The 26,309-nt window shown below is 68.1% G+C and carries 27 protein-coding genes; 26 read left to right on the top strand and 1 reads right to left on the bottom strand.

Translation table 11 applies throughout. The features are described 5' to 3' along the window. Positions 1 to 16: 16 nt before the first annotated feature. From serC to tolA, 25 genes are all read left to right on the top strand, one after another. Positions 17 to 1,126, top strand: coding sequence for a 3-phosphoserine/phosphohydroxythreonine transaminase (serC, locus tag ABUE11_RS06740; RefSeq protein WP_367068294.1), 1,110 nt, complete (start codon positions 17 to 19; stop codon positions 1,124 to 1,126). 116 nt (positions 1,127 to 1,242) lie between these two features. Beyond that, positions 1,243 to 2,343: a prephenate dehydratase gene (gene pheA, locus ABUE11_RS06735; RefSeq protein ID WP_367068293.1), complete on the top strand. Its 1,101-nt coding sequence runs from the start codon at positions 1,243 to 1,245 to the stop codon at positions 2,341 to 2,343. Between the two features lie 3 nt (positions 2,344 to 2,346). Next, on the top strand, positions 2,347 to 3,231 hold the full coding sequence (locus ABUE11_RS06730; RefSeq protein WP_367068292.1) for a prephenate dehydrogenase/arogenate dehydrogenase family protein: 885 nt from the start codon (positions 2,347 to 2,349) through the stop codon (positions 3,229 to 3,231). Positions 3,232 to 3,242: 11 nt separating this feature from the next. Further along, entirely contained in the window at positions 3,243 to 5,261 is a 2,019-nt protein-coding gene (locus ABUE11_RS06725; RefSeq protein ID WP_367068291.1) for a bifunctional 3-phosphoshikimate 1-carboxyvinyltransferase/cytidylate kinase, read from the top strand. Positions 5,262 to 5,425: 164 nt separating this feature from the next. Then, positions 5,426 to 7,111, top strand: a complete 1,686-nt coding sequence (rpsA, locus tag ABUE11_RS06720; RefSeq protein WP_367068290.1) for a 30S ribosomal protein S1 — start codon at positions 5,426 to 5,428, stop codon at positions 7,109 to 7,111. Between the two features lie 93 nt (positions 7,112 to 7,204). Next, positions 7,205 to 7,501, top strand: a complete 297-nt coding sequence (locus tag ABUE11_RS06715) for an integration host factor subunit beta (protein ID WP_367068289.1) — start codon at positions 7,205 to 7,207, stop codon at positions 7,499 to 7,501. A gap of 147 nt (positions 7,502 to 7,648) precedes the next feature. Beyond that, positions 7,649 to 7,963 (top strand): LapA family protein, encoded by a 315-nt coding sequence (locus ABUE11_RS06710; protein ID WP_367068288.1) that lies wholly within the window; start codon positions 7,649 to 7,651, stop codon positions 7,961 to 7,963. Further along, positions 7,953 to 9,110, top strand: coding sequence for a lipopolysaccharide assembly protein LapB (lapB, locus tag ABUE11_RS06705; protein ID WP_367068287.1), 1,158 nt, complete (start codon positions 7,953 to 7,955; stop codon positions 9,108 to 9,110). Before ABUE11_RS06710 ends, lapB begins: the two co-directional genes overlap by 11 nt. An 18-nt stretch (positions 9,111 to 9,128) precedes the next feature. Next, positions 9,129 to 9,476: a helix-hairpin-helix domain-containing protein gene (locus ABUE11_RS06700; RefSeq protein WP_367068286.1), complete on the top strand. Its 348-nt coding sequence runs from the start codon at positions 9,129 to 9,131 to the stop codon at positions 9,474 to 9,476. Between the two features lie 87 nt (positions 9,477 to 9,563). Beyond that, complete coding sequence (locus ABUE11_RS06695; RefSeq protein WP_367068285.1) at positions 9,564 to 12,521, top strand: monovalent cation/H+ antiporter subunit A; 2,958 nt, start codon at positions 9,564 to 9,566, stop codon at positions 12,519 to 12,521. After that, a complete protein-coding gene (locus tag ABUE11_RS06690) occupies positions 12,522 to 12,887 on the top strand; it encodes a Na+/H+ antiporter subunit C (RefSeq protein WP_367068284.1) in 366 nt (121 codons plus the stop codon). Then, positions 12,884 to 14,587, top strand: a complete 1,704-nt coding sequence (locus ABUE11_RS06685; protein ID WP_367068283.1) for a monovalent cation/H+ antiporter subunit D — start codon at positions 12,884 to 12,886, stop codon at positions 14,585 to 14,587. The genes ABUE11_RS06690 and ABUE11_RS06685 overlap by 4 nt, the downstream gene beginning before the upstream one ends. Beyond that, positions 14,584 to 15,075, top strand: coding sequence for a Na+/H+ antiporter subunit E (locus ABUE11_RS06680; RefSeq protein WP_367068282.1), 492 nt, complete (start codon positions 14,584 to 14,586; stop codon positions 15,073 to 15,075). The genes ABUE11_RS06685 and ABUE11_RS06680 overlap by 4 nt, the downstream gene beginning before the upstream one ends. Beyond that, positions 15,072 to 15,353: a K+/H+ antiporter subunit F gene (locus tag ABUE11_RS06675; protein ID WP_367068281.1), complete on the top strand. Its 282-nt coding sequence runs from the start codon at positions 15,072 to 15,074 to the stop codon at positions 15,351 to 15,353. Before ABUE11_RS06680 ends, ABUE11_RS06675 begins: the two co-directional genes overlap by 4 nt. Then, the gene (locus ABUE11_RS06670; protein ID WP_367068280.1) at positions 15,350 to 15,721 is read left to right on the top strand and encodes a monovalent cation/H(+) antiporter subunit G; all 372 of its coding nucleotides are present in this window, start codon (positions 15,350 to 15,352) and stop codon (positions 15,719 to 15,721) included. The genes ABUE11_RS06675 and ABUE11_RS06670 overlap by 4 nt, the downstream gene beginning before the upstream one ends. Before the next feature lie 25 nt (positions 15,722 to 15,746). Continuing rightward, positions 15,747 to 16,628 carry an NUDIX hydrolase gene (locus ABUE11_RS06665; RefSeq protein ID WP_367068279.1) on the top strand — a complete coding sequence of 294 codons (882 nt, stop codon included), beginning with the start codon at positions 15,747 to 15,749 and terminating at the stop codon, positions 16,626 to 16,628. 351 nt (positions 16,629 to 16,979) lie between these two features. Beyond that, entirely contained in the window at positions 16,980 to 17,276 is a 297-nt protein-coding gene (locus ABUE11_RS06660) for a 2Fe-2S iron-sulfur cluster binding domain-containing protein (protein ID WP_367068278.1), read from the top strand. Positions 17,277 to 17,442: 166 nt separating this feature from the next. Continuing rightward, positions 17,443 to 18,564 (top strand): bifunctional 3,4-dihydroxy-2-butanone-4-phosphate synthase/GTP cyclohydrolase II, encoded by a 1,122-nt coding sequence (ribBA, locus tag ABUE11_RS06655; RefSeq protein ID WP_367068277.1) that lies wholly within the window; start codon positions 17,443 to 17,445, stop codon positions 18,562 to 18,564. 2 nt (positions 18,565 to 18,566) lie between these two features. Next, positions 18,567 to 19,031 carry a 6,7-dimethyl-8-ribityllumazine synthase gene (gene ribH / locus ABUE11_RS06650; protein ID WP_367068276.1) on the top strand — a complete coding sequence of 155 codons (465 nt, stop codon included), beginning with the start codon at positions 18,567 to 18,569 and terminating at the stop codon, positions 19,029 to 19,031. Further along, on the top strand, positions 19,028 to 19,558 hold the full coding sequence (nusB, locus tag ABUE11_RS06645; RefSeq protein ID WP_367068275.1) for a transcription antitermination factor NusB: 531 nt from the start codon (positions 19,028 to 19,030) through the stop codon (positions 19,556 to 19,558). Before ribH ends, nusB begins: the two co-directional genes overlap by 4 nt. A gap of 60 nt (positions 19,559 to 19,618) precedes the next feature. Next, the gene (locus ABUE11_RS06640) at positions 19,619 to 20,803 is read left to right on the top strand and encodes a pyridoxal phosphate-dependent aminotransferase (protein WP_367068274.1); all 1,185 of its coding nucleotides are present in this window, start codon (positions 19,619 to 19,621) and stop codon (positions 20,801 to 20,803) included. A 6-nt stretch (positions 20,804 to 20,809) separates the two neighbouring features. Continuing rightward, positions 20,810 to 21,235, top strand: coding sequence for a tol-pal system-associated acyl-CoA thioesterase (gene ybgC, locus ABUE11_RS06635; protein ID WP_367068273.1), 426 nt, complete (start codon positions 20,810 to 20,812; stop codon positions 21,233 to 21,235). Then, positions 21,232 to 21,933 carry a protein TolQ gene (tolQ, locus tag ABUE11_RS06630; RefSeq protein WP_367068272.1) on the top strand — a complete coding sequence of 234 codons (702 nt, stop codon included), beginning with the start codon at positions 21,232 to 21,234 and terminating at the stop codon, positions 21,931 to 21,933. The genes ybgC and tolQ overlap by 4 nt, the downstream gene beginning before the upstream one ends. 176 nt (positions 21,934 to 22,109) lie before the next feature. Further along, positions 22,110 to 22,535, top strand: a complete 426-nt coding sequence (locus ABUE11_RS06625; protein ID WP_367068271.1) for an ExbD/TolR family protein — start codon at positions 22,110 to 22,112, stop codon at positions 22,533 to 22,535. 21 nt (positions 22,536 to 22,556) lie between these two features. Continuing rightward, positions 22,557 to 23,555 (top strand): cell envelope integrity protein TolA, encoded by a 999-nt coding sequence (tolA, locus tag ABUE11_RS06620; RefSeq protein WP_367068270.1) that lies wholly within the window; start codon positions 22,557 to 22,559, stop codon positions 23,553 to 23,555. Positions 23,556 to 23,657: 102 nt separating this feature from the next. On the opposite strand, the gene ABUE11_RS06615 is transcribed toward tolA, so the two are convergent. Beyond that, the gene (locus ABUE11_RS06615; RefSeq protein ID WP_367068269.1) at positions 23,658 to 24,989 is read right to left on the bottom strand and encodes an MFS transporter; all 1,332 of its coding nucleotides are present in this window, start codon (positions 24,987 to 24,989) and stop codon (positions 23,658 to 23,660) included. A gap of 306 nt (positions 24,990 to 25,295) precedes the next feature. On the opposite strand from ABUE11_RS06615, the gene cyoA reads away from it, so the two are divergent. Continuing rightward, entirely contained in the window at positions 25,296 to 26,297 is a 1,002-nt protein-coding gene (gene cyoA / locus ABUE11_RS06610; RefSeq protein WP_367068267.1) for a ubiquinol oxidase subunit II, read from the top strand. Positions 26,298 to 26,309 lie beyond the last annotated feature (12 nt).

The raw sequence follows: 26,309 nt of genomic DNA, 5'->3' as shown, positions 1-26,309 counted from the left end.
GTTTTTTTGCAAGACCATGAACCGTCCCTACAACTTCTCGGCCGGCCCGGCCGCCATCCCTGAGGAAGTGCTGCATCAGGCGGCCAGCGAGATGCTCGACTGGCATGGCAGCGGCCTGGGTGTCATGGAGATGAGCCACCGCGGTAAGGAGTTCATCGCCATCTACGAGCAGGCGGAAAGCGACCTGCGCCAGCTGCTCGCGGTGCCGCCGGAGTTCAAGATCCTTTTCATGCAGGGCGGCGGCATTGCAGAGAACGCCATCGTGCCGCTGAACCTCTCGCGCGGGGCCACGGTGGACTTCGTGGTCACGGGCAGCTGGAGCCAGAAGTCGCACAAGGAGGCGCGCAAGTACGCGGCCGACGCCCATCTGGCCGCCAGCGGCGAGGCCAGCGGCTTCACCACCCTGCCCGCCCCCGCGGGCTGGCAACTCTCGCGCGGCGCGAGCTATGTGCACATCTGCAGCAACGAGACCATCCACGGCGTCGAATTCCACGAACTGCCCGACCTCAAGGCCCTGGGCAGCGACGCGCCGCTGGTGATCGACTTTTCCTCGCATGTGGCATCCCGCCCCGTCGACTGGAGCCGCGTGGGCCTGGCCTTTGGCGGCGCGCAGAAGAACATCGGCCCGGCAGGCCTCACCATCGTCATCGTGCGCGAAGACCTGCTGGGCCACGCCCTGCCGATCTGCCCCAGCGCCTTCGATTACAAGACCGTGGCCGACCACCAGTCCATGTACAACACGCCGCCGACCTGGGGCATCTACATGGCGGGCCTGACCTTCCAGTGGCTCAAGAAGCAGCGCGAGGGCGAGCACACCGGCGTGGCCGCGATGGAGCAGCGCAACATCGCCAAGGCCCGGCTGCTCTACGACTTCATCGACGCCTCGCCCTTCTACGTCAACAAGGTGGCGCACAACTGCCGCTCGCGCATGAACATTCCGTTCTTCCTGGCCGACGAGTCGCGCAACGACGCCTTCCTCGCCGGCGCCAAGGCGCGCGGCCTGTTGCAACTCAAGGGCCACAAGTCCGTGGGCGGCATGCGCGCCAGCATCTACAACGCCATGCCGCTGGCGGGCGTGCAGGCGCTGGTGGACTACATGCGCGACTTCGAGCGCGGCGCGGCATGATCCACTCAAAAAAATGAGCGCGTCGCGCTTGCCACACAAGGAATGCAGTCAATTTATCCACTGAAATCCTTATGAGACAAGCGCGAGCAGCTATCAAAACCATGGCAGACAAACCGATGAGCACCCCACCCCAGGCCAGCCCCGAGCTGGCGCAGCTGCGCATGCAGATCGACTCGCTGGACCACCAGCTGCTCGCGCTCGTGAACCAGCGCGCGCGTGTGGCCGAGCAGGTGGGCGAGCTCAAGAAACGCGAGGGCACGCCGTTCTTTCGCCCCGACCGCGTGGCCCAGGTCATCGAGAAGATCCAGTCCGCCAACCCCGGCCCGCTCAAGAACGCCCATGTGGCCGCCATCTGGCGCGAGATCATGTCCGCCTGCCTGGCGCTCGAATCGCCCCAGCGCGTGGCCGTGCTCGGCCCCGAGGGCACGTTCTGCGAGCAGGCCGCCATCGAGTACTTCGGCGGCGCGGCCGACCTGATGTACTGCGCGAGCTTCGACGAGGTGTTTCACGCCACGGCCGCGGGCAGCGCGCAGTACGGCGTGGTGGGCGTGGAAAACTCCAACGAGGGCGTGGTCGCACGCTCGCTGGACATGTTCCTGCACACGCCCTGCCATGTGGTGGGCGAGGTGAGTCTCCTGGTGCGCCACAACCTGCTGCGCCAGTCGCCCACGGTCGACGGCATCGAGGCCGTGCTGGCCCACCCCCAGGCCCTGGCGCAATGCCATGCCTGGCTGTCCAAGCACCTGCCGCATGCCGAACGCCGCCCTGTGTCGAGCAATGCCGAAGGCGCGCGCCTGGCCGCCACCAACCCGGCCTGGGCCGGCATCGCCAGCGAGCGCGCCGGCCAGCAATACGGCCTGCACGTGGTCGCCCACGCCATCCAGGACGACGCCTACAACCGCACCCGCTTTGCCATCATCTGCCTGCCGCACACGCTGGCCACGCCCGCGCCCACGGGCCGCGACTGCACCAGCCTGATCATCTCCGTGCCCAACCGTCCGGGCGCAGTGCACGACCTGCTCGTGCCGCTCAAGCGCCACGGCGTGTCCATGACGCGCTTCGAGTCGCGCCCGGCGCGCACCGGCCAGTGGGAGTACTACTTCTACATCGACATCGAAGGCCACCCCGCCCAGCCGCATGTCGCCGCGGCGCTGGCCGAGCTGCAGCAGCTGTGCGCCTTCTACAAGCTGCTGGGCACCTACCCGGTCGCAGGCTGAGCCATGTTTGAACAGCTCGGTCTGATCGGCTGCGGCCTCATGGGCGGATCGTTCGCGCTGGCGCTCAAGCAGGCCGGCCTGGTGCAGCGCGTGGTGGGCTACAGCAAGTCGCCCTCGACGACGGAGCGCGCGCGCCAGCTCGGCGTGATCGACGTCGAGGCGCCCTCGGCCCTGCTGGCCGCGGCCGGCGCCGACCTGGTGCTGCTGGCCGTGCCCGTGGCGGCGACGGAGGCCACGCTCAAGGCCATCAAGCATCTGGTCACGCCCCAGATGCTCATCATGGACGTGGGCTCGACCAAGGTCGACGTGGTCCAGGCCGCGCGCAGCGCGCTGCAGGGGCAGCTGGGCAGCTTCGTGCCCGCGCACCCGATCACGGGGCGCGAGGTCTCGGGCGTCGAGCATGCCGACGCCGAGCTCTACCGCGGCCGCCAGGTCATCCTCACGCCCACCGAGCGCACGCTCACGGCCCAGCTGCGCCGCGCCGAGGAGCTGTGGACCGCACTTGGCGCGCGCGTGAGCCACATGTCGCCCGAGTCGCACGACGCCTCGTTCGCTGCCGTCAGCCACCTGCCGCACCTGCTGGCCTTCGCCATGGTGTCCGGCATCCTGGCACAGCCCCAGGCCGACGAGCTGCTGGCACTGGCCGGCCCGGGCTTTCGCGACTTCACGCGCATCGCCGCCAGCGACCCCAAGATGTGGCGCGACATCCTGCGCGCCAACCGCGACGAGGTGCTCACGCAGTCGCAGCACTTCAAGCAGGCGCTGCACCAGTTCGAGGAGGCCATGCTTGCGAGCAGCGAGCAGCCGCTCGAAGACCTCATCACCCTGGCCAGCCACACCCGCGCGCATTGGCGCATGGGCGCGCAGCGCGGCCACAAGGACGCCTGACAGGACGCCTGATGTTTGCCACCGCCTTTCTCGACCTGCCCCCGCTTGCGGGCGCCGCCGGCAGCGTGCAGCTGCCCGGATCCAAGAGCATCTCCAACCGCGTGCTGCTGCTCGCCGCCCTGAGCGAGGGCACGACCGAGGTGCACGACCTGCTGGCCAGCGACGACACGCGCGTCATGCTCGACGCGCTGCGCCAGCTCGGCTGCGGCGTCGAGGAGCCCGCCTCCACCGGCCCGGTGCGCATCACAGGCCTGGGCGGGCGCGCGCCCCATTCGCATGTACAGCTGTTCCTGGGCAACGCCGGAACGGCCATGCGGCCGCTCACGGCGGCGCTCGCGCTGCTCGGCGGCGAGTTCGAGCTCTCGGGCGTGCCGCGCATGCACGAGCGCCCCATAGGCGACCTGGTCGACGCGCTGCGCCAGCTCGGCTGCCAGATCGACTATCTGGGCAACGACGGCTACCCGCCGCTGCGCATCGCCCATGCGGCCGGCCTGCCGGTGCTGGAGCTCGCGGCGCCGATTCGCGTGCGCGGCGATGTCTCGAGCCAGTTCCTCACGGCCCTGCTCATGGCGCTGCCGCTCGTCACGCAGGAGCAGGACATCGTCATCGAGGTCGTGGGCGAGCTGATCTCCAAACCCTACATCCACATCACCTTGGAGCTGCTGGCGCGCTTTGGCATTGCTGTGCACCACGAGGACTGGCAGCGCTTCACCATCCCCGCCGGCAGCCGCTACCAGTCGCCGGGCAGCATCCATGTCGAGGCAGACGCCTCATCGGCCAGTTATTTCATAGCGCTTGGCGCAATAGCGGCGGGCGCCGAGGGCCAAAACGGCATCAAAATCCTGGGCGTGGGCCTCGATTCCATTCAGGGCGACATCCGCTTCGTCGAGGCCGCTCGCGCCATGGGCGCGCAGATCGAGGGCGGCCCCAACTGGCTGCACATCCGGCGCGGCGCCTGGCCCCTGCAGGCCATAGACCTCGACTGCAACCACATCCCCGACGCGGCCATGACGCTGGCCGTGATGGCGCTCTACGCCGAGGGCACTACCGTTCTGCGCAACATCGCGAGCTGGCGCGTCAAGGAAACCGACCGCCTGGCCGCCATGGCCTGCGAGCTGCGCAAACTCGGCGCGAGCGTGGACGAAGGCGCGGACAGCCTGCGCATCACCCGACCCGCCAGCCGCGGCGACTGGCGCGCGGCCAGCATCCACACCTACGACGACCACCGCGTGGCCATGTGCTTCTCGCTCGCGGCCTTCAACCCCGCGGGCCTGCCGGTGCGCATCGAAGACCCCCAATGCGTGGCCAAGACCTTCCCCGACTATTTCGAGGCGCTGTTTGCCGTCGCGCGTGCCGACGCGGCCCAGGTGCCCGTGATCTGCATCGACGGCCCCACGGCCTCGGGCAAGGGCACGGTGGCGGCCATCGTGGCCGAGCAGCTCGGCTACCAGTTCCTCGACTCGGGGGCGCTCTACCGCGTCACGGCACTCGCAGCCGGGCGGGCGGGCATCCCCATCGAGCCTGCATCCGAGGCGCATATCGCGGCGCTGGCGCGTACCTTGCCGGTGCGCTTCGAGGGCGCGCGCATCTGGCTCGGGGCGGACGACGTGAGCGACGCCATCCGCACCGAGGAGGCCGGCATGAACGCCTCGCGCGTGTCCGCCCTGCCCGCCGTGCGCCGCGCACTGATCGCGCTGCAGCACGGCTTTCGCCGGCTGCCGGGCCTGGTGGCCGACGGGCGCGACATGGGCACGGTGATCTTCCCGGACGCGCCGCTCAAGGTGTTTCTCACCGCCACGGCCGAATGCCGCGCCGAGCGGCGTTACAAGCAATTGATTTCCAAGGGAATTTCGGCTAATATCTCCGACCTTCGCGCGGACCTTGAGGCGCGCGACGCGCGGGATCAGTCCCGCACCGTCGCACCGCTCAAACCCGCGCAGGACGCCCTGCTGCTCGAGAGCTCGGCGCTCACGGTTCAACAGGCCGTGGCGCAGGTGCTCGACTGGTGGCAGGCACGCCGCCCCTTCTGAGGCGGTTTCCTGGCCCGCCAAGGCTCCCTCCGCGCCCTGACAGCGCATCGGCCCTGGCGGTTTTGCAACCCTGACCGCGGTTTCACACCGCAACCCCTCCGCAGGCAGTCTTAGAAACGGTGGCAATGGTGCCGCCGGAAACCCGTCTGCGGGCAAGGAACTACATGTCTGAATCTTTTGCCGCCCTGTTTGAAGAATCGCTGCAACGCACCGAAATGCGCCCCGGCGAGGTCATCACCGCCGAAGTCGTCGCCGTCGAGCACAACTTCGTCGTCGTGAACGCTGGCCTGAAGTCCGAGGCCTATGTGCCGATCGACGAATTCAAGAACGACCAGGGCGAGATCGAAGTCCAGGTGGGCGACTTCGTGTCCGTGGCCATCGGCTCCATCGAGAACGGCTACGGCGACACCATCCTGAGCCGCGACACCGCCAAGCGCCTGGCCTCCTGGCTGGCGCTGGAGAAGGCTCTGGAATCCGGTGAGTTCGTCACCGGCACGACCAGCGGCAAGGTCAAGGGTGGCCTGACCGTGCTGGTCAACGGCATCCGCGCCTTCCTGCCCGGCTCGCTGGTCGACACGCGCCCGGTCAAGGACCTGACGCCGTACGAGAACAAGACCCTGGAATTCAAGGTCATCAAGCTCGACCGCAAGCGCAACAACGTGGTGCTCTCGCGCCGCGCCGTGGTCGAGGCCTCCATGGGCGAAGAGCGCGCCAAGCTGATGGAAACGCTCAAGGAAGGCGCGATCGTCAATGGCGTGGTCAAGAACATCACCGAATACGGTGCGTTCGTGGACCTGGGCGGCATCGACGGCCTGCTGCACATCACCGACATGGCCTGGCGCCGCGTGCGCCACCCCTCCGAGGTGGTGCAGGCCGGTCAGGAAATCACGGCCAAGATCCTCAAGTTCGACACCGAGAAGAACCGTGTCTCCCTGGGCCTCAAGCAGATGGGCGACGACCCCTGGATGGGCGTTTCGCGCCGCTACCCCTCGGGCACGCGCCTGTTCGGCAAGGTGACCAACATTGCCGACTACGGTGCCTTCGTCGAGCTCGAGCCCGGCATCGAAGGCCTGGTGCACGTCTCCGAGATGGACTGGACCAACAAGAACGTGGCCCCGAACAAGCTCGTGTCCCTGGGCGACGAGGTCGAGGTCATGGTCCTGGAGATCGACGAGGACAAGCGCCGCATCTCCCTGGGCATGAAGCAGTGCCGCGCCAACCCCTGGCAGGAGTTCGCCCAGAACACCAAGCGTGGCGACCGAGTCAAGGGCCCGATCAAGTCCATCACCGACTTCGGCGTGTTCGTGGGCCTGGCTGCCGGCATCGACGGCCTGGTGCACCTGTCCGACCTGTCCTGGAACGAGCCCGGCGAAGCCGCCGTGCGCAACTACAAGAAGGGCCAGGAAGTCGAGGCCATCGTGCTGGCCGTGGACGTGGACCGCGAGCGCATCAGCCTGGGCATCAAGCAGCTTGACCAGGACCCCTTCACCACCTTCGTGACGGTGAACGACAAGGGCCAGTCGGTGACCGGCAAGGTCAAGACCGTGGACGCCCGTGGCGCCGAGATCGACCTGGGCAACGACATCGTGGGCTACCTGCGCGCCTCGGAAATCTCCCGCGACCGCGTGGAAGATGCCCGCAACGTGCTCAAGGAAGGCGACGAAGTGACGGCCGTGGTCGTGAACGTGGACCGCAAGACGCGCAACATCCAGCTGTCCATCAAGGCCAAGGATGCTGCCGACCAGCAGGAAGCCATGGCCCAGCTGTCGGCCCAGTCGGCCAAGGAAAACGCCGGCACCACCAGCCTGGGCGCACTGCTGCGCGCCAAGCTGGACGGCGCCGACAAGTAAACCCTGGCGAAGCAGCCGCCGGCACCCGTGCCGGTGGCCATCATGGCGGGCGCCCTCCAGCGCCCGCTGTTGTTTGACCCCTGCACCGACACCATGACCCGATCCGATCTCGTCGAAGACCTGGCCGCACGCTTCGAGCAGCTGACCCAGCGCGATGCCGAACATGCCGTCAAGACCATTCTGGATGCCGTGAGCGATGCCCTGGTGCGTGGACACCGCATCGAAATCCGGGGCTTCGGCAGTTTCTCGGTCAGCCATCGCCCCCCGCGCCTGGGCCGCAACCCGCGCAGCGGCGAGGCCGTGCACATCCCCGAAAAGCGTGTCCCGCACTTCAAGCCCGGCAAGGCCCTGCGCGAAGCCGTGGACCAGCAGCGCCCGCAAGAGGCATGAGCGCCGTCTTCAGCACGCAAAAACCATAGCTGCCCGCGCCCGCGGGACGGGCGCAAAGCCCGATTTTCCCGTGAATGCCGGTGGCGCATGACAGTCCTGCGGCGCCAGGACGCTGCCGTAGAATCTCGCCCATCACCGGGGAGACGCATGAAATACCTCCTGTGGCTGCTCAAGGCAGCCATTTTTTTCACCCTGTTTGCCTTCGCGCTGAACAATCAGCAGGACGCCACGGTGCACTTCTTCTTCGGCACGCGCTGGACGGCGCCCGCGGTGCTCATCGTGCTCACGGCGTTTGCGCTGGGCGTGGTCGTCGGCGTGCTCGGCATGGTGCCGCGCTGGTGGCGCCACCGCAGCGCCGCGCGCCGGGCGCAGGTGTCAAGCGCCCCCACGTCCCCCGATCCCGCGGCTGCACCGGCAACGCCCGCGCCCGCCACACCACCTCTGCCCATCGATGGAATTTGATCTCACCTGGCTGCTGCTGGGCCTGCCGCTGGCCTTCGGCCTGGGCTGGCTGGCCTCGCGCCTGGACCTGCGCCAGCTGCGCGAGGACAACCGGCGCGCACCCAAGGCCTACTTCAAGGGCCTGAACTACCTGCTCAACGAGCAGCAGGACCAGGCCATCGACGTCTTCATCGAGGCCGTGCAGAACGACCCCGACACCACCGAGCTGCACTTCGCCCTGGGCAACCTGTTCAGGCGCCGCGGCGAATACAACCGCGCGGTGCGCGTGCACGAGCATCTGCTCTCGCGCGGCGATCTCTCGCGCTCCGACCGCGAGCGCGCCCAGCATGCGCTGGCGCAGGACTTCCTCAAGGCCGGCCTGCTCGACCGCGCCGAGGACGCGCTGCGCCGCCTCGAGGGCACGCCCTACGAGGCCCAGGCACGCATGGCGCTGCTGGCCATCTACGAGCGCTCGCGCGACTGGGGCCAGGCCTCCGACATCGCGCAGCGCATGCAGGCCTCGGGCCAGGGCGACTTCAGCACGCGCCAGGCCCATTACCTGTGCGAACAGGCCCTGACGCTGGCTACGCGCGGCGAGCTGCCCGCAGCCCGGTCGCTTCTCGAGCAGGCCATCACCGCCGCGCCGCAGGCGGCGCGCGCGCGCATCGAGCTGGCCCATCTGCAGCAGCGCCAGGGTCAGGCCGATGCGGCCCTCGCCACGCTGCAGGCCGTCGCCGACACCACTCCCGCGGCCCTGGCCCTGGCCGCACCGCTGCTGGTGGAGGCGGCCGTGGCTGGTGGACGCACGCAGCAGGTGGGCGCGCTGCTGCGCCAGCATTACGCGGACATGCCCTCGCTCGACCTGCTCGACGCCGTGGTGGCACTCGAGGGTGCGGGCGGCGCATCCCCCGAGGCCGCTCGCCAGTGGTATGTGCGCCACCTCGAGAAGGAGGCCTCGCTCGTGGCCGCCACCAAGTGGCTCGCGGGCGAGCGACTCGAGCATGAGCAGTACCACCCGCAGATCCAGCGCGCACTGGAGCAGGCGAGCAAGCCACTCACGCGCTATCGCTGCGCGGCCTGCGGCTTCGAGGCACGCCAGCATTTCTGGCAATGCCCCGGCTGCCAGAGCTGGGACAGCTACCCCGCGCGCCGCGTGGAAGAGCTGTAGCGGAACATGGCCATGCGCATGCACCCCACCAGAGCCTGGCGCGCCGTTGCCATGGGCATGGCGGGCCTGGCGGCACTGCTGCATGGCGCCGCGGCGCTGGCCACGCTGGCAACGGTGGACGTCAACACCGCACGCGAAGCCGATCTCGATGGCATCAAGGGCATTGGACCGGCGCTGTCGGCACGCATCCTGGCCGAGCGCGCCAAGGGCCGCTTTCAGGACTGGCCGGACCTGATGCGCCGCGTCAAGGGCATAGGCCCGACCGCGGCGGCCCGGCTGTCGGACAACGGTCTGACCCTCGACGGTGCGGCCTACGGGCCCGCCATGCCAGCACCGGCACCCGCACCAGGGCCCAGGACACAGTGATTGCGGGGCACAGGGCCAGCCTGCCCCGGCATTCACTCTGGTTTTGCTAGCAGGCCCTGCGGCGCTACGCCCTAGAATCGGGCGCAGATGCCCCTTGTCTATCTCATACTCCTGCCCTTTGCGGCCAGCCTGCTGGCCGCCCTGCTGCCCGCCAACGCGCGCAACACCGAGTCCACGCTGGCCGGCGTGGTCGCACTCGTCTGCTGCGTGCAGGCTGCGCTGCTCTTTCCCGAGATTGCCGACGGCGACGTGCTGCGCCAGGAGATTGCCTGGCTGCCCTCGCTGGGCCTGAACCTGGTCATCCGCATGGATGGCTTTGCCTGGATGTTCTGCATGCTGGTCTTCGGCATCGGGGCGCTGGTGGTGCTGTATGCGCGCTACTACATGTCTCCGCAGGACCCCGTGCCGCGCTTCTTCTCGTTCTTCATGGCTTTCATGGGCGCCATGGCCGGCGTGGTGCTGTCGGGCAACCTCATCCAGCTGGTGTTCTTCTGGGAGCTCACGAGCCTGTTCTCCTTCCTGCTCATCGGCTACTGGCACCACCGCGAGGACGCGCGCCGCGGCGCACGCATGGCGCTCACCGTGACGGGCACGGGCGGCCTGGCGCTGCTCGCCGGCGTGCTCATCCTGGGCCATATCGTGGGCAGCTATGACCTCGATCATGTGCTGGCCGCGGCCGAGCTCGTGCGCGCGCACCCGCTCTATCTCTGGGCGCTGGTACTCGTGCTGCTGGGGGCGTTCACCAAGAGCGCGCAGTTTCCGTTCCAGTTCTGGCTGCCCAATGCCATGGCCGCGCCCACGCCGGTGTCGAGCTATCTGCATTCGGCCACCATGGTCAAGGCGGGCGTGTTTCTGCTGGCGCGCCTGTGGCCCGTGCTGGGCGACACCGAGCCCTGGTTCTGGCTCGTCGGCGGCACGGGTCTGGCGACGCTGCTGGTGGGCGGCTATGCGGCCATGTTCCAGAACGACCTCAAGGGTCTGCTGGCCTACTCCACGATCTCGCACCTGGGCCTGATCACGCTGCTCTTGGGCCTGAACAGCCCGCTGGCGGCCGTGGCCGCAGTCTTTCACATCATGAACCACGCGACCTTCAAGGCCTCGCTGTTCATGGCCGCGGGCATCATCGACCACGAAAGCGGCACGCGCGACATCACGCGCCTGTCGGGCTTGCGTCACATGATGCCCATCACCGCCACGCTGGCCACGGTGGCCAGCGCGGCCATGGCCGGCGTGCCGCTGCTCAACGGATTCCTGTCCAAGGAAATGTTCTTCGCCGAGACCGTGTTCCTGGATACCACACCCATGGTGGCCACCGTGCTGCCCGTGGCCGCCACCGTGGCCGGCGTGTTCAGCGTGGCGTACTCGCTGCGCTTCATCGTCGACGTGTTCTGGGGTCCGCCGGCGACCGATCTGCCGCTCACCCCCCACGAGCCGCCGCACTGGATGCGCGTGCCCGTCGAGCTGCTGGTCTGCGCCTGCCTGGTCGTGGGCGTGGTGCCGGCCTGGTCCATCGGGCGCTTTCTCGATGCCGCGGCGCTGCCGGTCGTGGGCGGGACGCTGCCGGCCTTCAGCCTGGCGGTCTGGCATGGCCTGAACACGCCGCTGGTGATGAGCTTCGTGGCGCTGATTGGTGGCGCTGCGCTCTACCAGGCGCTGCGTACCCAGCGCAGGCTCGGGCGCATCGAGGATCCACCGCTCATGCGCCACATCAGCGGACGGCGCATCTTCGAAGTGCTGCTGACGCTGCTGACACGCGCGGCACGTGGCGGCCGGCGGCTGCTGTCCACGCACCGCCTGCAGTGGCAGATGCTGTGGCTGCTGCTGTTCACGCTGGCGGCGGGCACGCTGCCGCTGCTCATGGGCGGCATGCGCCTGGGCGGGCGCGGCACGCTGGCGCTGTCGCCGACCTTCGTGCTGGTCTGGCTGCTGGGCAATACCTGCGCCGTCGCCGCGGCCTGGCAGGCCAAATACCACCGGCTGGCGGCCCTGGCGCTCATGGGTGGCGCGGGCCTGTGCACGAGCATCACCTTTCTGTGGTTCTCGGCGCCCGACCTGGCGCTCACGCAGCTCACCGTGGAGGTGGTGACCACCATCCTCATCCTGCTGGGCCTGCGCTGGCTGCCCAAGCGCGACGAAAACCTGCCACCGGCCCCCGCCAGCGCCACCCTGGCGCGCGCGCGGCGCCTGCGCGACATGGTGCTGTCCATCGCCGCGGGCGGCGGCATGGCCTGGCTGGCCTTTGCCATGATGAGCCGGCCGTTTGCCGAGAGCACCTCCACCTTCTTCCTCGAGCGCGCGCTCACCGAGGGCGGCGGCACCAACGTGGTCAACGTCATGCTCGTGGACTTCCGCGGCTTCGACACCTTTGGCGAGATCGTCGTGCTGGGCATCGTCGCACTCACCGTGTATGCGCTGCTGCGGCGCTTTCGCCCGGCCGGCGAGGCCATGGACCTGCCCGAGCAGCAGCGCGCGCTGCCGGCCGATCTGCAGACCGACCTGCTGAACCCGCGCCACGCCCAGGACACGGCCGTGGGCTATCTGATGGTGCCCGCCGTGCTGGTGCGCCTGCTGCTGCCCGCCACGGCCCTGGTGGCCTGCTACCTGTTCCTGCGCGGCCATGACCAGCCCGGTGGCGGCTTCGTCGCGGGGCTGGTGTTCTCCGTGGGGCTGGTGCTGCAGTACATGATCTCCGGCACCGAATGGGTGGAGGCGCATCTGCCGGTGTTTCCGCGCCGCTGGATCGCCACGGGACTGCTGCTGGCGCTGGGCACGGGCCTGGGCGCGCTGGCCTGGGGCTACCCCTTTCTCACGAGCCACATGATGCACATCGACCTGCCCCTGGTGGGCCAGGTGCATGTGGCCAGCGCCATGTTCTTCGACTCCGGCGTGTTCGCGCTGGTCGTGGGCTCGACACTCATGATTCTCACTGCCATCGCGCACCAGTCGGTGCGCAGCCACCGCTACCACGCACGCCTGCAGGAAGAGCAGGAACTGGCCATGGCCGCCGTGGTCAGCTATGACGACGACGCACAGGAGGCGCGCTGAATGGAAATCGTACTGGCCATCTCCATCGGCGTGCTCACGGGCTCGGGCGTCTGGCTGCTGCTGCGCCCGCGCACCTTCCAGGTGATCATGGGGCTGTCGCTGCTGTCCTACGCCGTGAACCTGTTCATCTTCAGCATGGGGCGGCTGGGCCTGGCCGTGGCCAAGGAGCCCGTGCTCATCCCGGGCGTGCCGCAGGATCTGCAGCATTACGCCGATCCCATGCCCCAGGCGCTGGTGCTCACGGCCATCGTCATCGGCTTTGCCATGACCGCGCTGTTCCTCGTGGTACTGCTGGCCTCGCGCGGCATATCGGGCACCGACCATGTGGACGGCACGCACGCGCGTGAGTCGCAGGAGATGCCATGAGCCGCCTGCCCGAATTCACCGCGGCGCTCATGCCGCATCTGATGCTGGTGCCCATCGTCCTGCCCATGCTCACCGCGGCGCTGGTGCTCCTGATGCGCGAGGAGCGCCAGCGCCTGAAGTTCACCATCAGCCTGGTGTCGACCTTCATCGGGCTGCTCGTGGCCATTGCGCTGCTGCAATGGGCGCACCGCGCAGGCACGGCCGCGGGCATGGGCGTGTATCTGCCGGGCAACTGGCCCGCGCCGTTTGGCATCGTGCTGGTGCTCGACCGGCTCAGCGCCCTCATGCTGGTGCTCACCAGCTTGGTCGGCCTGTGCTCGGTGCTGTTTGCAGGGGCACGCTGGCAGCGCGCCGGCGTGCTCTACCAGGCGCTGTTCCAGTTCCAGCTCATGGGTCTGTCGGGCGCCTTCCTCACGGGCGACCTGTTCAACCTGTTCGTGTTCTTCGAGATCATGCTCGCGGCCTCCTATGGCCTGCTGCTGCATGGATCGGGGCGTGCGCGCGTGCAGTCGGGCCTGCACTACATCGCCATCAATCTGGCCGCGTCGTCGCTGTTCCTCGTGGGCGCGGCCATGCTCTACGGCCTCACGGGCACGCTGAACATGGCCGACCTGGCGCAGGCCGTGCCCCAGGTCTCGGAGGCCGACCGCGGCCTGCTGCACACGGCCGCAGCCATCCTGGCCACGGCCTTTCTGATCAAGGCAGCCTGCTGGCCGCTGAACTTCTGGCTGGTGCCCGCCTACAGCGCCGCCACGGCGCCCGTGGGCGCACTGTTCGCGCTCATGACCAAGGTCGGCCTGTATGCGCTGCTGCGTCTGTGGTCGCTGATGTTCGGCGCCGAGGCCGGACCGTCGGAGCAGTTCGGCAGCCTGTGGCTGATCGTCGGCGGCATGGTCACCATGGGCTTTGGCGCCATCGGCATGCTGGGCTCGCAGCGCATGACGCATCTGGCAAGCCATGCGGCCGTGCTGTCCTCGGGCACGCTGCTGGCCGCGGCCGGCTTCGGGCAGAACCTGCTCACCGCTGGGCTGCTGTACTACCTGCCCAGCTCGACGCTGGCCGTGAGCGCGCTGTTCCTGCTGGCCGACCTGACCGAACGCTGGCGCAACGGCGGCTCCACGCTCGCGCCCTATGAGAGCGACGAGGATGCGCCATTTCTCTCGCCGGAGCTCGTGCCCACGCCGGGCGTCAACCTCGACGACGACGAAGAGGTGCTCGTCGGCCGCGTCATCCCCGCGGCCACGGCCTTCATGGGTCTGGCCTATATGCTGGGCACGCTGGTGATCGCGGGCCTGCCGCCGCTGTCGGGCTTTGTGGGCAAGTTCGCCATGCTCACCGCCCTGCTCAACCCGCTGGGCCTGGGCTCGTCCGCGGGCCAGCAGCCGGGCATCGCCGGCTGGGCGCTGCTGGCCCTCATGATAGGCACGGGCCTGATGGCGCTGCTCGCGCTCACGCGCTCGGGCATCCGCCATTTCTGGGCCGCACCGGAGCGGCCCGCACCGCAGCTGCGCGTGCTCGAAGGCCTGCCCATCGCCCTGCTGCTGGGCGCCTGCGTGACGCTGACCGTGCAGGCCGAGGGCGTGATGCGCTTCACCACGGCCACGGCCCAGGCCCTGCACGCCCCGGCCAACTATGTCAGGGCGGTGCTCGAGACCGCCCCGCGGCCCGCGCCCGCAGCCCCCGTCGAGGCCGCACCATGATGAAGAAGATATTCCCCGCCCCCCTGGTCTCGCTCGGACTGTTCGTGGTCTGGCTGCTGCTCAACCAGTCGATGAGCCGCGGCCACCTGCTGCTGGCCCTGGCGCTGGCCCTGGGCCTGCCCGTGATGTTCAGCGAACTGCGCCCGCAGAAGGTGCGCGTGCGCCACTTGGGCACGGTGCTGCGGCTGTGCCTGACGGTGATGGTGGACACCACGCTGTCCAACATCGCCGTGCTGCGCCTGCTGGTGCTGCCGGGCACGAGGCGCCACGCCCCCGACTTCGTGAAGATTCCGCTCGAGCTGCGCGACCCCAATGGCCTCGCCGTGCTCGCCATGATCGTCTGCATCACGCCCGGCACGGTCTGGGCCGAGCTCTCGCGCGACCGCTCCATGCTGATGCTGCATGTGCTCGAGGTGCATGACGCCCAGGCCATCGTGCGGCATGTGCAGACACGCTATGAACGCCCCTTGATGGAGATCTTCGAATGACCCCCTCCATGCTCGGCTGGGCCCTGCCCGGCGCGCTGTTCCTGCTCGTTGCCGCGATGGCGCTGTGCCTGGCACGCCTGCTCAAGGGGCCCGCGGCGCAGGACCGCGTGCTGGCGCTCGACTGCTTCTACCTCAACGGTATGCTGCTCATGCTGGTGCTGGGCATCTACTACGACAGCGATCACTACTTCGAGGCCGCCATGCTCATCGCCCTGCTGGGCTTTGCGAGCACCACGGCCATGGCCAAGTTCCTGCTGCGCGGCGAGGTGATCGAATGAACGCCCAGAACCTGCCCCTGTGGCTTGACATCACCCTCTCGGTGCTCGTGCTCGCCGGTGCCGGCATCGCCCTGGTGGGCTCGCTCGGGCTGCTGCGGCTCAAGACCTACTTCGAACGCGTGCATGCCCCGGCCATCATCGCCACCATGGCCTGCTGGTGCATCATGCATGCCTCGGTGCTGTATTTCTCGATGAAGGGCGACGGTCTCGGTGTGCATGCGCTGCTCATTGCCCTGTTCGTGGCCATCACCGTGCCCGTGACCAACGTCTTTCTGATGCGCGCGGCCTTGTTCCGCGCGCGCCGCATGGGCAAGGACGTGCCGCCCACCCTGAGCCGCACCGACAGCGACGCCGCACGCGACGCCTGAACCACGCTGCACCCGGAGCCCCACCATGCAAGCCATGCCCCAGTCCGCCACACCCGAGACCCCGCGCGACGCCGCCACCGTGGTGCTGCTGCGCGACACGCCGCGGGGGCTCGAGACCCTGCTGCTGCGCCGCCACGCGCAAATGGCCAACATGGGCGGCGTCCATGTATTCCCGGGCGGCAAGCTCGACGCCGCGGATCGCGACAATGCCGCACTGCTCGACCAACCGGCCGAGCAGTTGCACGGCAACCTGGCCGAGCACAACCTGGACGCCGCCACCGCCGCCGGCCTGCATGTGGCGGCCCTGCGCGAGGCGCTGGAGGAATGTGGCCTGCTGCTGGCCGAGCCGCTCGAACCCCAGGCGCGGCTCGATGCCGCGCGCGCCCGCGCCATGCTGCGCGACGGCCAGGGGCTGGCACAGGTACTGGCGGCGCTGCGGCTGCGCCTGGCCACGCGCCAACTGTGCGCGTGGTCGCGCTGGATCACGCCGCTGGCCCCTGCCATGGCCACGCGGCGCTTTGACACGCGCTTCTTCGTCGCCCGCGCGCCCGAGGGCCAGGCCGCGCTCCACGACGACGAGGAGACCACCGCCAGCGTCTGGATCACCCCGCGCGGCGCGCTCGAGCAATACCGTGACGGCTTGATCGACCTGGCGCCGCCACAGATCATGAGCCTGGCCCAGCTCGCGCGCCACACGAGCGTGGACGGCGTGCTCGAGCAGGCAAGGCGCCAGCGACCACCCACCATCCTGCCCGAGACCTTCGAGGATCAGGGCCGGCGCGTCATCTGCTACCCCGGCGACCCGCTGCATTCGGTGCGCGAGCGCGCCCTGCCCGGCCCCACGCGCCTGTATCAGCACGAGCGCCGCTTTCTGCCCGAGGCAGGCTTCGACGCCCTGTTCGATTGACCAAGGGTTATCCCTGATTGCACTGGACAATCATGTGGATAACCACGGACAAACAATGTATGACACATTTAAGTCATTGATTCATAAGCACATTCATTGCAATGCCTCATTTTTGGGCAGCGACCACACGCTTATCCCACGCCCAATTGGACAAACATGTGGATAAGTTTTGACAACCGCTGTATGGCGCATGCAAGCCCTTGATTCGCAAGGGTTGCACCTGGATTGATGAAAAAACAGGCAGCAAGCAAACCTTGCCGCAGTCCCGCAGAAACTATTCTTTTGATAGCTTCCAGCGCTTGTACAGCAAGCCCTGGAGCATGATTTGGCACAAAGCCATCGATGGTCCGTATGAGCAACTCCCCCGCAGCCCCCTTCTTCACCGCCCGCGTGGGCCATGACGGCACGCAATGCGACGCCTGGCCTGACCAGCCTCTGCTGATGTCCCTCGAGCAAGGCGGCATAGACTGGCCCAGCTCCTGCCGCAACGGCACCTGCCGCACCTGCATGTGCCTGCTCACCGAGGGCCAGGTGCGCTACGAGATCGACTGGCCGGGCCTGACGCCAGAGGAAAAGGCCGAAGGCTGGGTTCTGCCCTGTGTGGCCCGACCGGCAAGCGACCTGACGCTCGAACTCCCGTCCGTCTAGCCCGTCATCTAGCCGGCACCCGCGCAGGCGGCGCGCTAAAATCCACCGCTTTACCGGATCCACGCATCCCACACCCGTGCGGCCCGCGGCTGCCACGCATGTTCTTTGGGCCCTACCCGCCGGGGAACTGCCGCCGCATCGGCGCACTGCCCATCGAAAGCACTGCATGAACACCCCCCTGACGCCCGTGCCGATCTCGCCCGTGCAAGACATCGTGGCCGAGCTCGCCGCCGGCCGCATGGTCATCCTCGTGGACGAGGAAGACCGCGAGAACGAAGGCGATCTGGTCATCGCCGCCGATCATGTGACGCCCGAGGCCATCAACTTCATGGCGCGCTTTGGCCGCGGCCTGATCTGTCTGACGCTCACGCGCGAGCGCTGCGAACGACTGAACCTTCCGCCCATGGTGGCGCGCAACGGCACCAAGATGGGCACGGCCTTCACCGTTTCCATCGAGGCGGCCGAGGGCGTGACCACGGGGATTTCCGCCGCCGACCGCGCGCGCACCGTGCAGGCCGCGGTCGCTCCCAACGCGCAGGCGGCCGATCTGGTGCAGCCCGGCCACATCTTCCCGCTGCAGGCCGTCGACGGCGGCGTGCTCATGCGCGCGGGCCACACCGAGGCCGGCTGCGACCTGGCCGCCATGGCCGGCTGCAGCCCCACCGCCGTGATCTGCGAGGTCATGAAGGACGACGGCACCATGGCCCGCCTGCCCGACCTGCAGCTGTTCGCGGCCGAGCATGGCATCAAGATCGGCACCATTGCCGACCTCATCGAGCACCGCAGCCGCACCGAGTCGCTGGTGCACAAGGTGGGCTCGCGCGCCATGCAGACCACGTTCGGCGACTTCACCGCCCATGCGTTTCGCGACGAGCCCAGCCAGGCCGTGCACCTGGCACTGGTCAAGGGCCAGTGGGAGGCGGGCGACAGCGTGCCGGTGCGCGTGCACGAGCCGCTGTCGGTCCTCGACACGCTGGAGATCCGCCGCTCCATGCATTCCTGGAGCCTGGACGCCAGCCTGCGCTACATCGCCGAGCAGGGCCGCGGTGTCGCCGTGCTGCTCAACTGCGGCGAGACCGGCGAGCAGCTGCTCGAGCAGTTCGAGGGCACGGCCCGTGCGGCCCAGGCGCCCGAGCGCGGCCGCATGGACCTGCGCACCTATGGCGTGGGCGCGCAAATCCTGCGCGAGGTGGGCGTGACCCGCATGCAGCTCATGGGCCAGCCGCGGCGCATGCCCAGCATGACTGGCTACGGCCTGGAAATCACCGGCTACATCCCCAAGGAATAAGCATGTTTGGCGCAAACAAAGGCACGGCCGATCAACTCGACGGCAGCAAGCTGCACATAGGCATCGTGCAGGCCCGCTTCAACGAAGACATCACCAACGCCCTGGCCGCGGCCTGCCGCGCCGAGCTGCTCAGGCTCGGCGTGCAGGAAGACCGCATCCAGCATGTGTTCGTGCCCGGCGCGCTGGAGGTGCCGCTTGCGCTGCAGGCCATGGCCGACCGCGACGAGTTCGACGCGCTGATCGCCCTGGGCTGCATCATCCGCGGTGAGACCTATCACTTCGAGCTCGTCGCCAACGAGTCGGGCGCGGGCGTCACGCGCGTGGGTCTGGACTACCAGATCCCGATCGCCAACGCCATCCTGACCACCGAGAACCTGGAGCAGGCCATCGCGCGCCAGACCGAGAAGGGACAGGACGCGGCCCGCGTGGCCGTGGAGATGGCCAACCTGCTGGGAGAGCTGTCGTGAGCGATACCGCAGCAGACCAGCCCAAGCGCCCGCGCCAGTCGCGCACCGGCCTCACGGCCACGGGTGCGCGCAAGGCCAGTGCCAAGTCGGCACGCTCGCGCGCGCGTGAATTCGCGCTGCAGGCGCTCTACCAGCACCTGGTGGGCCGCAACGACGCGACGTCCATCGACCTGTTCACGCGCGACCTGTCGGGCTTTCACAAGGCCGACGCCGCGCACTACGACGCCCTCCTGCACGGCTGCATTACCACGGCCCAGTACATGGACGACCTGATCACGCCGCAGCTCGACCGCAAGATGGCCGAGATCTCGCCCATCGAGCACGCCGTGATGTGGATAGGCGTGTACGAGTTCCAGCATTGCCCCGATGTGCCCTGGCGCGTGGTCATCAACGAATGCATCGAACTGGCCAAGGAGTTCGGCGGCACCGATGGCCACAAGTACGTCAACGGCGTGCTGAACGGCCTGGCACCGCAGCTGCGCGCCGCCGAGGTGGAGGCCGACAAGGCCGCAGGCAAGGCCGGCTGAGCCGCTTATTTCCGCTTCTTCCCGCCCGCGCGCCGCTGGCCGCGGGCCAGACTTTCTGCCATGAAGTTTTCCACCCGCGCCGAGCGCATCGAACCCTTTTACGTCATGGAAGTGGCCAAGGCCGCGCAGCAGCTCGCGCAAGAGGTTGCGGGCACACGCGAGCCCATGATCTTCCTGAACATCGGCGAGCCCGACTTCACCGCCCCGCCGCTCGTGCAGCAGGCGGCCGACCGCGCCGTGCGCGACGGCCTCACGCAGTACACCAACGCCCTGGGCCTGGATGCGCTGCGCGAGCGCATCAGCGGCTGGTATGCGACGCGCTTTGGCGTCGACGTGCCGGCCCGGCGCATCGTGGTCACGGCCGGTGCCTCGGCCGCGCTGCAGCTCGCCTGCCTGGCGCTGATCGACGCGGGCGACGAAATCCTCATGCCCGACCCGAGCTACCCCTGCAACCGCCACTTCGTGAGCGCGGCAGAAGGCAAGGCAGTGCTGATCCCGACCACGGCCGTGGAGCGCTTTCAACTGAGCAGCGCCAAGGTCGAGGCGGCCTGGGGGCCAAAGACGCGTGGCGTGCTGCTGGCCTCGCCCTCCAACCCCACGGGCACCTCGATCGCGCCCGATGAGCTGCGCCGCATCCATGAGGTGGTGCGCGCACGCGGCGGCCTGACCATCATCGACGAGATCTACCTGGGCCTGTCCTACGAAGAGGAGTTCGGCCACACGGCGCTGGCTCTCGGCGAGGACATCATCAGCATCAACAGCTTCAGCAAGTACTTCAACATGACGGGCTGGCGCCTGGGCTGGATGGTCGTGCCCGAGGCCATGGTGCCGGTGGTCGAGCGCCTGGCGCAAAACCTGTTCATCTGCGCCTCCACCATCTCGCAGCACGCGGCCCTCGCCTGCTTCGAGCCCGAGAGCATTGCCGAGTACGAACGCCGTCGCATGGAATTCAAGGCCCGGCGTGACTTCTTCATCCCGGCATTGAACGCGCTTGGATTGAGCGTCCCCGTCATGCCCGACGGCGCCTTCTACGCCTGGGCCGACTGCGGCGCGGCAGCGCAAAAGCTCGGTGTTGCGGGCAGCTGGGACTTTGCCTTCGAACTCATGCGCCGAGCCCATCTGGCGATCACACCGGGCCGCGACTTCGGCAGCTTTGATACCGGGCGCTTCGTGCGCTTTTCCACGGCCAACTCCATGGCGCAGCTGCAGGAAGCCGTGGCGCGCCTCAAGAACCTGCTGGGCTGAGGCGCCATGGCGTTCGAGTGGCCGATACGCATCTACTGGGAGGACACCGATGCCGGCGGCATCGTGTTCTACGCCAACTACCTCAAGTTCTTCGAGCGCGCGCGAACCGAGTGGCTGCGCTCGCTCGACCTCGGCCAGCAGAAACTGCGGGAACTCACGGGCGGCATGTTTGTCGTAACCGACGCGCGTCTGCGCTATCTGCGCCCGGCGCGCCTCGATGATGAGCTCATCGTCACGGCCAGCCTGCAGGAATGCGGACGGGCGTCGATCACATTGGCACAGCAGGCACTCCTCAAACCGCAGCAGATGAACCCCGACAACCCCTCGCCGCTTCTGTGCGAAGGCAGCATACGCATAGGCTGGGTGGATGCTGCCAGCCTGCGCCCGGCGCGCATACCGGGCACGATTCTGGAACGACTCTCCTCATCATGAACTCACACGACATGTCGATACTGAGCCTGGTGCTCAATGCCAGCTGGGTGGTGCAGCTGGTCATGCTGCTGCTGCTCGCCGTCTCGGTGGCCAGCTGGGCCGCCATCTTCCGCAAGCTGTTTGCCCTGAAGCGCGTGAAGGCGCTCAACGAGGACTTCGAGCGCGACTTCTGGTCCGGCACCAGCCTGAACGACCTCTACGCCAGCGCCACACACAACGCCAAGAGCGCCGGCCCCATGGAGCGCATCTTCGCCAGCGGCATGCGCGAATACCAGAAGCTGCGCGAGCGCCGCATCGCCGACCCCGGCACGCTCCTCGACGGCGCGCGCCGCGCCATGCGCGCGAGCTTCCAGCGCGAGATGGACGTGATCGAATCAAGCCTGTCCTTCCTCGGCTCTGTGGCCTCGGTGTCGCCCTATGTGGGCCTGTTTGGCACCGTCTGGGGCATCATGCACGCCTTCACGGGCTTTGCCGGCATGGAGCAGGTGACGCTGGCCACCGTGGCGCCCGGCATCGCCGAGGCCCTGGTGGCCACCGCCATCGGCCTGTTCGCCGCCATTCCGGCCGTGATCGCCTACAACCGCTTCGCGCGCGACATCGACCGCGTGGCCATCCACCAGGAGACCTTCATCGAGGAGTTCTCCAACATCCTGCAGCGCAACCTGGGCGCCCAGCCCGGCTCACCCTCAGGCCACTGACATGAAGTACATCCCCCTGAGCCGCTTTGCGGCTTCCCCCTTCTCTCGCAGCGCTGCGCACTGCGGGAAGGGGGACGGCGCCAGCGCGGCGGGGCGGCCCTTGCGCGGCGCCCGCGGGCACAGGGCGCGCCGGTGCTATCCGCTGAGTGCGCTGCGATACACGATGGAGAATTGAAATGCCTGCCATGGCCTCACGCGGCGGATCGCGCCGCCGCTCCATGAACGAGATCAACATGGTGCCCTTCATCGACGTGATGCTGGTGCTGCTCATCATCTTCATGGTGACGGCGCCCATGCTCACGCCCAGCTCGGTGAATCTGCCCTCGGTCGGCAAGGGCAGCAAGCTGCCCCAGACACGTGCCGACGTCATAGTGGACAAGGATGGCGGCGTGCGCTTCAAGGCCGACGGCAACGAGCGCAGCGTGCCCCTGGCCCAGCTGGGCAGTACCGCCACCAATTGGCTCAAGGACCAGCCCGAGGACACGCCCGTGCTCATCAGCGCCGACAAGGATGTGTCGTACGACATGGTCATGAAGGCCATGTCCGCGCTGCAGAAGGACGGCGTCAAGCGCGTCGCACTGGCCGTCAAGAGCGGCGGCTGAGTCCGGGAGGTCCACAAGCACATGCACGCCATCGACGACCGCGACCTGCTGGCCCCGCCGCGCCCGCCCGGGCGCATGCGCGCGATTGCGCTGGCGGTGCTGGCCCACGCCATCCTGATCGGCGCGCTGACCTGGGGCGTGAACTGGAAGAGCAGCAGCGACGAGCCGGCCGTGGAGGCCGAGCTCTGGGCCGCCGTGCCCCAGCAGGCAGCGCCGCGCGCGCCCGAACCGCCCCCGCCGCCCCCCACGCCCGAACCCCAACCCGAGCCCCGCCCCGCCCCGCCGCCGCCCCCGCCGCCTCGCCAGGTCGATGACGACCAGCACGAGGCCGACATCGCCCTGCAAAAGAAGAAGCAGCGCGAGGAAGAGGCGAAGAAGAAGCAGCAACAGCTCGAGCAGGAGAAGAAGGACAGGGAGCGCCGCGAACGCCTCGAAGAGGAGCGCAAGGAGCGCGAGAAGGCCGAGCGCGAAAAGGAACGCCGCGAGAAGCAGCTGGCCGAGCAGAAGAAGCAGAAGCTCGAGCAGGAAAAGGCCGAGCAGGAGAAGCTGGAGAAGCAGAAGAAGCTCGCCGAGGACAAGCGCCGCAAGGCCGAACAGGCCGCGCGCGAAGCCAAGGAGGCCAAGGAAGCCGAGGCGCGCCACCAGGCCAACATCCGCCGCATGCAGCAGATGGCCGGCACGGGTGGCACGGGCACGGCTGCCGCATCGGCCGGGCCATCCAAGGGCCAGGGCAGCGGCTCCGGCAACTCGCCGTCGGCGGGCTATGGCGGAAAGGTCGCGGCCAAGGTCAGGCCCAACATCGTCTATCCGGACCTGGGCGAGGGCAACCCGCGCGCCGAGGTCGAGGTGCGCGCCGCACCCGACGGCACCATCGTCGGCGTGCGCATCACGCACTCGAGCGGCAACAAGGCCTGGGACGACGCCGTGATGCGCGCGCTGCAGCGCACCGAGACCCTGCCGCGCGACGTGGACGGGCGCGTGCCCTCCTCGCTGGTGATCGGCTTCCGCCCGAAGGACTAATAAAAAAACATAGCTGCCTGCGCCTGTCAGTGCTTGACTTCATGCCGAAAACGGCATGAAAGTCATGCAGACAGGGCGCAGGCAGCTATCGTTTTTTGGTCGTCAGGAGCGCTGCTCGATCATGCGGTTGATGCGCAGCGCCGCCAGCGTGCACGCCACGCCCGACAGCAGATACAGCGTCACCGTACCCAGGCCGAAGTGGGCCGACAGTCCCAGCGCCACGAGCGGCGCAAACGCCGCCCCGATGAGCCAGGCCAGGTCGGCCGACAGCGCCGCGCCCGTGTAGCGGTACTGGGTGGAGAAGTTGGCCGTCACCGTGCCCGAGGCCTGGCCGTAGGACAGGCCAAGCAGCACAAAGCCCCCGAGCAGGAACACATTGCCACCGAACTCGCCGCCGCCCAGCAGCCAGGGCGTGGCGAGGCTGAACAGGCCGATCAGCACGGCCATGCCGCCCAGGAGGTTGCGCCGGCCCAGGCGATCGGCGAGCCGGCCCGAGAGCGCGACCGCCGCCACGGCCAGCAGGGCGCCGACGATCTGCACGCACAGCACTTCTGTCATGGAGCGATCGGAGTACAGCGCCATCCACGACAGCGGAAACACCGTCACCACATGGAACAGCGCAAAGCTGGCGAGCGCCGCGAACGCGCCCAGCAGCACGTTGCCGCCCTCGTCTCGCATCAGGCGCGCAACGCCCACGGGCGCCAGCTCCTTTTCCTCGAGCAGCTCGGCGTAGGACTGGCCCACCACCAGGCGCAGGCGCGCAAACAGCGCCACGACGTTGATCGCAAAGGCCACGCAGAAGGGGTAGCGCCAGCCCCAGTCGAGAAACTCGGCCTGGGACAGGCTGCCGTACAGGTACGCGAACAGGCTTGCCGCGAGCACGAAGCCCAGGGGCGCGCCGAGCTGGCCCAGCATGGCGTACCAGCCGCGGCGCTCGGGCGGCGCCGCCATGGCCAGCAGCGAGGGCAGGCCATCCCAGGAGCCGCCGAGCGCCACGCCCTGCCCCATGCGCAGGGCGACGAGGACGACGATGGCCAGCGCGCCCGCGCTCTGGTAGCTCGGCAGAAAGGCCATGCCCACGGTGCACACGCCCAGCAGGAACAGCGCCAGCGTCAGCTTGGTGCCGCGCCCCCAGCGCCGCTGCACGGCCATGGAGATCGCCGTGCCGAAGGGGCGCGCGATGAAGGCCAGGGCAAACACGGCAAAGGCCGCCAGCGTGCCGTTGAGGTGCGAGAGGAAGGGAAACAGCAGCGACGGAAACACCAGCACGCAGGCGATGCCGAAGACGAAGAAGTCGAAATACTCCGATGCCCGCCCTATGACCACGCCCACGGCGATCTCGCCCGGGGTGACATCCTCATCGGTGTGGGCCTGCGACAGCGCGGCCGCACCCTCATGGCCATGGACGGGGAAGACGATGGACGCATTGCTCATGATTCGGGACTTCCTGCGATGAACACGAATCCGTTCTACACGCAAGCATGGCGATCAACAAGTGCGCTTCTACCGAGCCCGATCCAGGGAAAACCACTACATCAAGTCGGGTATGCGATTTCGTGACAAACGTCAAAAACCTATGTTTTTCACGACCTTAGACGCGATTGATTGATGTTTTGCAAGGTGGCTCGCGGGCCAATGTGCCAGTCAGATTACATTTGCGCCCGTCCAGTAATTCGCGTTTACACCTAGGGCGCACCACCCGCCGGGCGCGTCCGTAGACGCCTTCGTCACTCTCCTCTCATGATCCACATGAAGAAACACCGCGGGCCGGCCTGGCTCGCCGCGGTCGCGGCCGCCGGTCTGTCCGGCTGCAGCAAGACCGTCGTACTCAACCCCGCGGGCGACGTTGCCGCCCAGCAAGGCGACCTGGTCATCACCGCCACGCTGCTGATGCTCATCATCATCGTGCCGGTCATCCTGCTCACGCTGCTGTTTGCATGGAAGTACCGCAAGGGCAACGCCAACGCCAAGTACGACCCGGACTGGCACCACTCCACGGTGCTCGAGCTCGTGATCTGGAGCGTGCCGCTCATGATCATCATCGCCCTGGGGGCGCTGACCTGGATTGCCACGCACAAGCTCGACCCCTATCGCCCGCTCGACCGCATCGACGCCCAGCGCGCGCTGCCTGCGGACGTCAAGCCGCTGGAGGTGCAGGTCGTGGCCATGGACTGGAAATGGCTGTTCTTCTACCCCGAGCAGGGCATCGCCACTGTCAACGAGCTGGCCGCGCCGGTGGACCGCCCCATTCTCTTCAAGCTCACCGCGACCTCGACCATGAACGCGTTCTACGTGCCCGACCTGGCCGGCATGATCTACGCCATGCCCGGCATGCAGACCGAGCTCAACGCCGTGATCAACAAGCCCGGTGTGTTCCCGGGCCTGGCCTCGCACTACAGCGGCAAGGGCTTCTCGGGCATGACGTTCAAGTTCCACGGCCTGTCCGATGCCGAGTTCGAGCAATGGATCGCCAAGGCCAAGACCGAGGGCAAGCCGCTGGACAAGGCGCGCTACCTGGCCCTGGCCGAGCCCAGCGAGCGCGACCCCGTGCAGCGCTTCTCCAGCGTCGCCGAGGGCCTCTATGACCGGGTGCTCAACCGCTGCGTGCAAGAGGGCCAGCCCTGCATGCACGAGGTCATGGCCGCGGACGCGCGCCGCGCCAAGGCCGGCAAGGCAGCCGCCAAGGCCGAACCGCAGGCCGCGGAGCATGCCCACCACGAGGCCGGCGGCCACCACCAGTGAAATTGACGAGCC

This window comes from Oryzisolibacter sp. LB2S (assembly GCF_040732315.1).
GTDB classification, from domain to species: domain Bacteria; phylum Pseudomonadota; class Gammaproteobacteria; order Burkholderiales; family Burkholderiaceae_C; genus Alicycliphilus; species Alicycliphilus soli.
The sequence above is the reverse complement of the archived record's forward strand: the minus strand, read 5'-3'. Positions and strand labels throughout refer to the sequence as shown.

Coding starts and splice junctions, on each gene's coding strand:
- ABUE11_RS06690 (WP_367068284.1), top strand. CDS start 12,522: ATGGAAATCGTACTGGCCATCTCCATCGGCGTGCTCACGGGCTCGGGC.
- ABUE11_RS06615 (WP_367068269.1), bottom strand. CDS start 24,989: ATGAGCAATGCGTCCATCGTCTTCCCCGTCCATGGCCATGAGGGTGCG.
- lapB (WP_367068287.1), top strand. CDS start 7,953: ATGGAATTTGATCTCACCTGGCTGCTGCTGGGCCTGCCGCTGGCCTTC.
- ribH (WP_367068276.1), top strand. CDS start 18,567: ATGTTTGGCGCAAACAAAGGCACGGCCGATCAACTCGACGGCAGCAAG.
- ABUE11_RS06665 (WP_367068279.1), top strand. CDS start 15,747: ATGCAAGCCATGCCCCAGTCCGCCACACCCGAGACCCCGCGCGACGCC.
- serC (WP_367068294.1), top strand. CDS start 17: ATGAACCGTCCCTACAACTTCTCGGCCGGCCCGGCCGCCATCCCTGAG.
- ABUE11_RS06660 (WP_367068278.1), top strand. CDS start 16,980: ATGAGCAACTCCCCCGCAGCCCCCTTCTTCACCGCCCGCGTGGGCCAT.
- cyoA (WP_367068267.1), top strand. CDS start 25,296: ATGATCCACATGAAGAAACACCGCGGGCCGGCCTGGCTCGCCGCGGTC.
- ABUE11_RS06625 (WP_367068271.1), top strand. CDS start 22,110: ATGCCTGCCATGGCCTCACGCGGCGGATCGCGCCGCCGCTCCATGAAC.
- ABUE11_RS06695 (WP_367068285.1), top strand. CDS start 9,564: ATGCCCCTTGTCTATCTCATACTCCTGCCCTTTGCGGCCAGCCTGCTG.
- ABUE11_RS06680 (WP_367068282.1), top strand. CDS start 14,584: ATGATGAAGAAGATATTCCCCGCCCCCCTGGTCTCGCTCGGACTGTTC.
- ABUE11_RS06700 (WP_367068286.1), top strand. CDS start 9,129: ATGCACCCCACCAGAGCCTGGCGCGCCGTTGCCATGGGCATGGCGGGC.
- rpsA (WP_367068290.1), top strand. CDS start 5,426: ATGTCTGAATCTTTTGCCGCCCTGTTTGAAGAATCGCTGCAACGCACC.
- ABUE11_RS06685 (WP_367068283.1), top strand. CDS start 12,884: ATGAGCCGCCTGCCCGAATTCACCGCGGCGCTCATGCCGCATCTGATG.
- ABUE11_RS06730 (WP_367068292.1), top strand. CDS start 2,347: ATGTTTGAACAGCTCGGTCTGATCGGCTGCGGCCTCATGGGCGGATCG.
- ribBA (WP_367068277.1), top strand. CDS start 17,443: ATGAACACCCCCCTGACGCCCGTGCCGATCTCGCCCGTGCAAGACATC.
- ABUE11_RS06670 (WP_367068280.1), top strand. CDS start 15,350: ATGAACGCCCAGAACCTGCCCCTGTGGCTTGACATCACCCTCTCGGTG.
- ABUE11_RS06675 (WP_367068281.1), top strand. CDS start 15,072: ATGACCCCCTCCATGCTCGGCTGGGCCCTGCCCGGCGCGCTGTTCCTG.
- tolA (WP_367068270.1), top strand. CDS start 22,557: ATGCACGCCATCGACGACCGCGACCTGCTGGCCCCGCCGCGCCCGCCC.
- ABUE11_RS06640 (WP_367068274.1), top strand. CDS start 19,619: ATGAAGTTTTCCACCCGCGCCGAGCGCATCGAACCCTTTTACGTCATG.
- ABUE11_RS06715 (WP_367068289.1), top strand. CDS start 7,205: ATGACCCGATCCGATCTCGTCGAAGACCTGGCCGCACGCTTCGAGCAG.
- tolQ (WP_367068272.1), top strand. CDS start 21,232: ATGAACTCACACGACATGTCGATACTGAGCCTGGTGCTCAATGCCAGC.
- ABUE11_RS06725 (WP_367068291.1), top strand. CDS start 3,243: ATGTTTGCCACCGCCTTTCTCGACCTGCCCCCGCTTGCGGGCGCCGCC.
- ABUE11_RS06710 (WP_367068288.1), top strand. CDS start 7,649: ATGAAATACCTCCTGTGGCTGCTCAAGGCAGCCATTTTTTTCACCCTG.
- ybgC (WP_367068273.1), top strand. CDS start 20,810: ATGGCGTTCGAGTGGCCGATACGCATCTACTGGGAGGACACCGATGCC.
- pheA (WP_367068293.1), top strand. CDS start 1,243: ATGAGCACCCCACCCCAGGCCAGCCCCGAGCTGGCGCAGCTGCGCATG.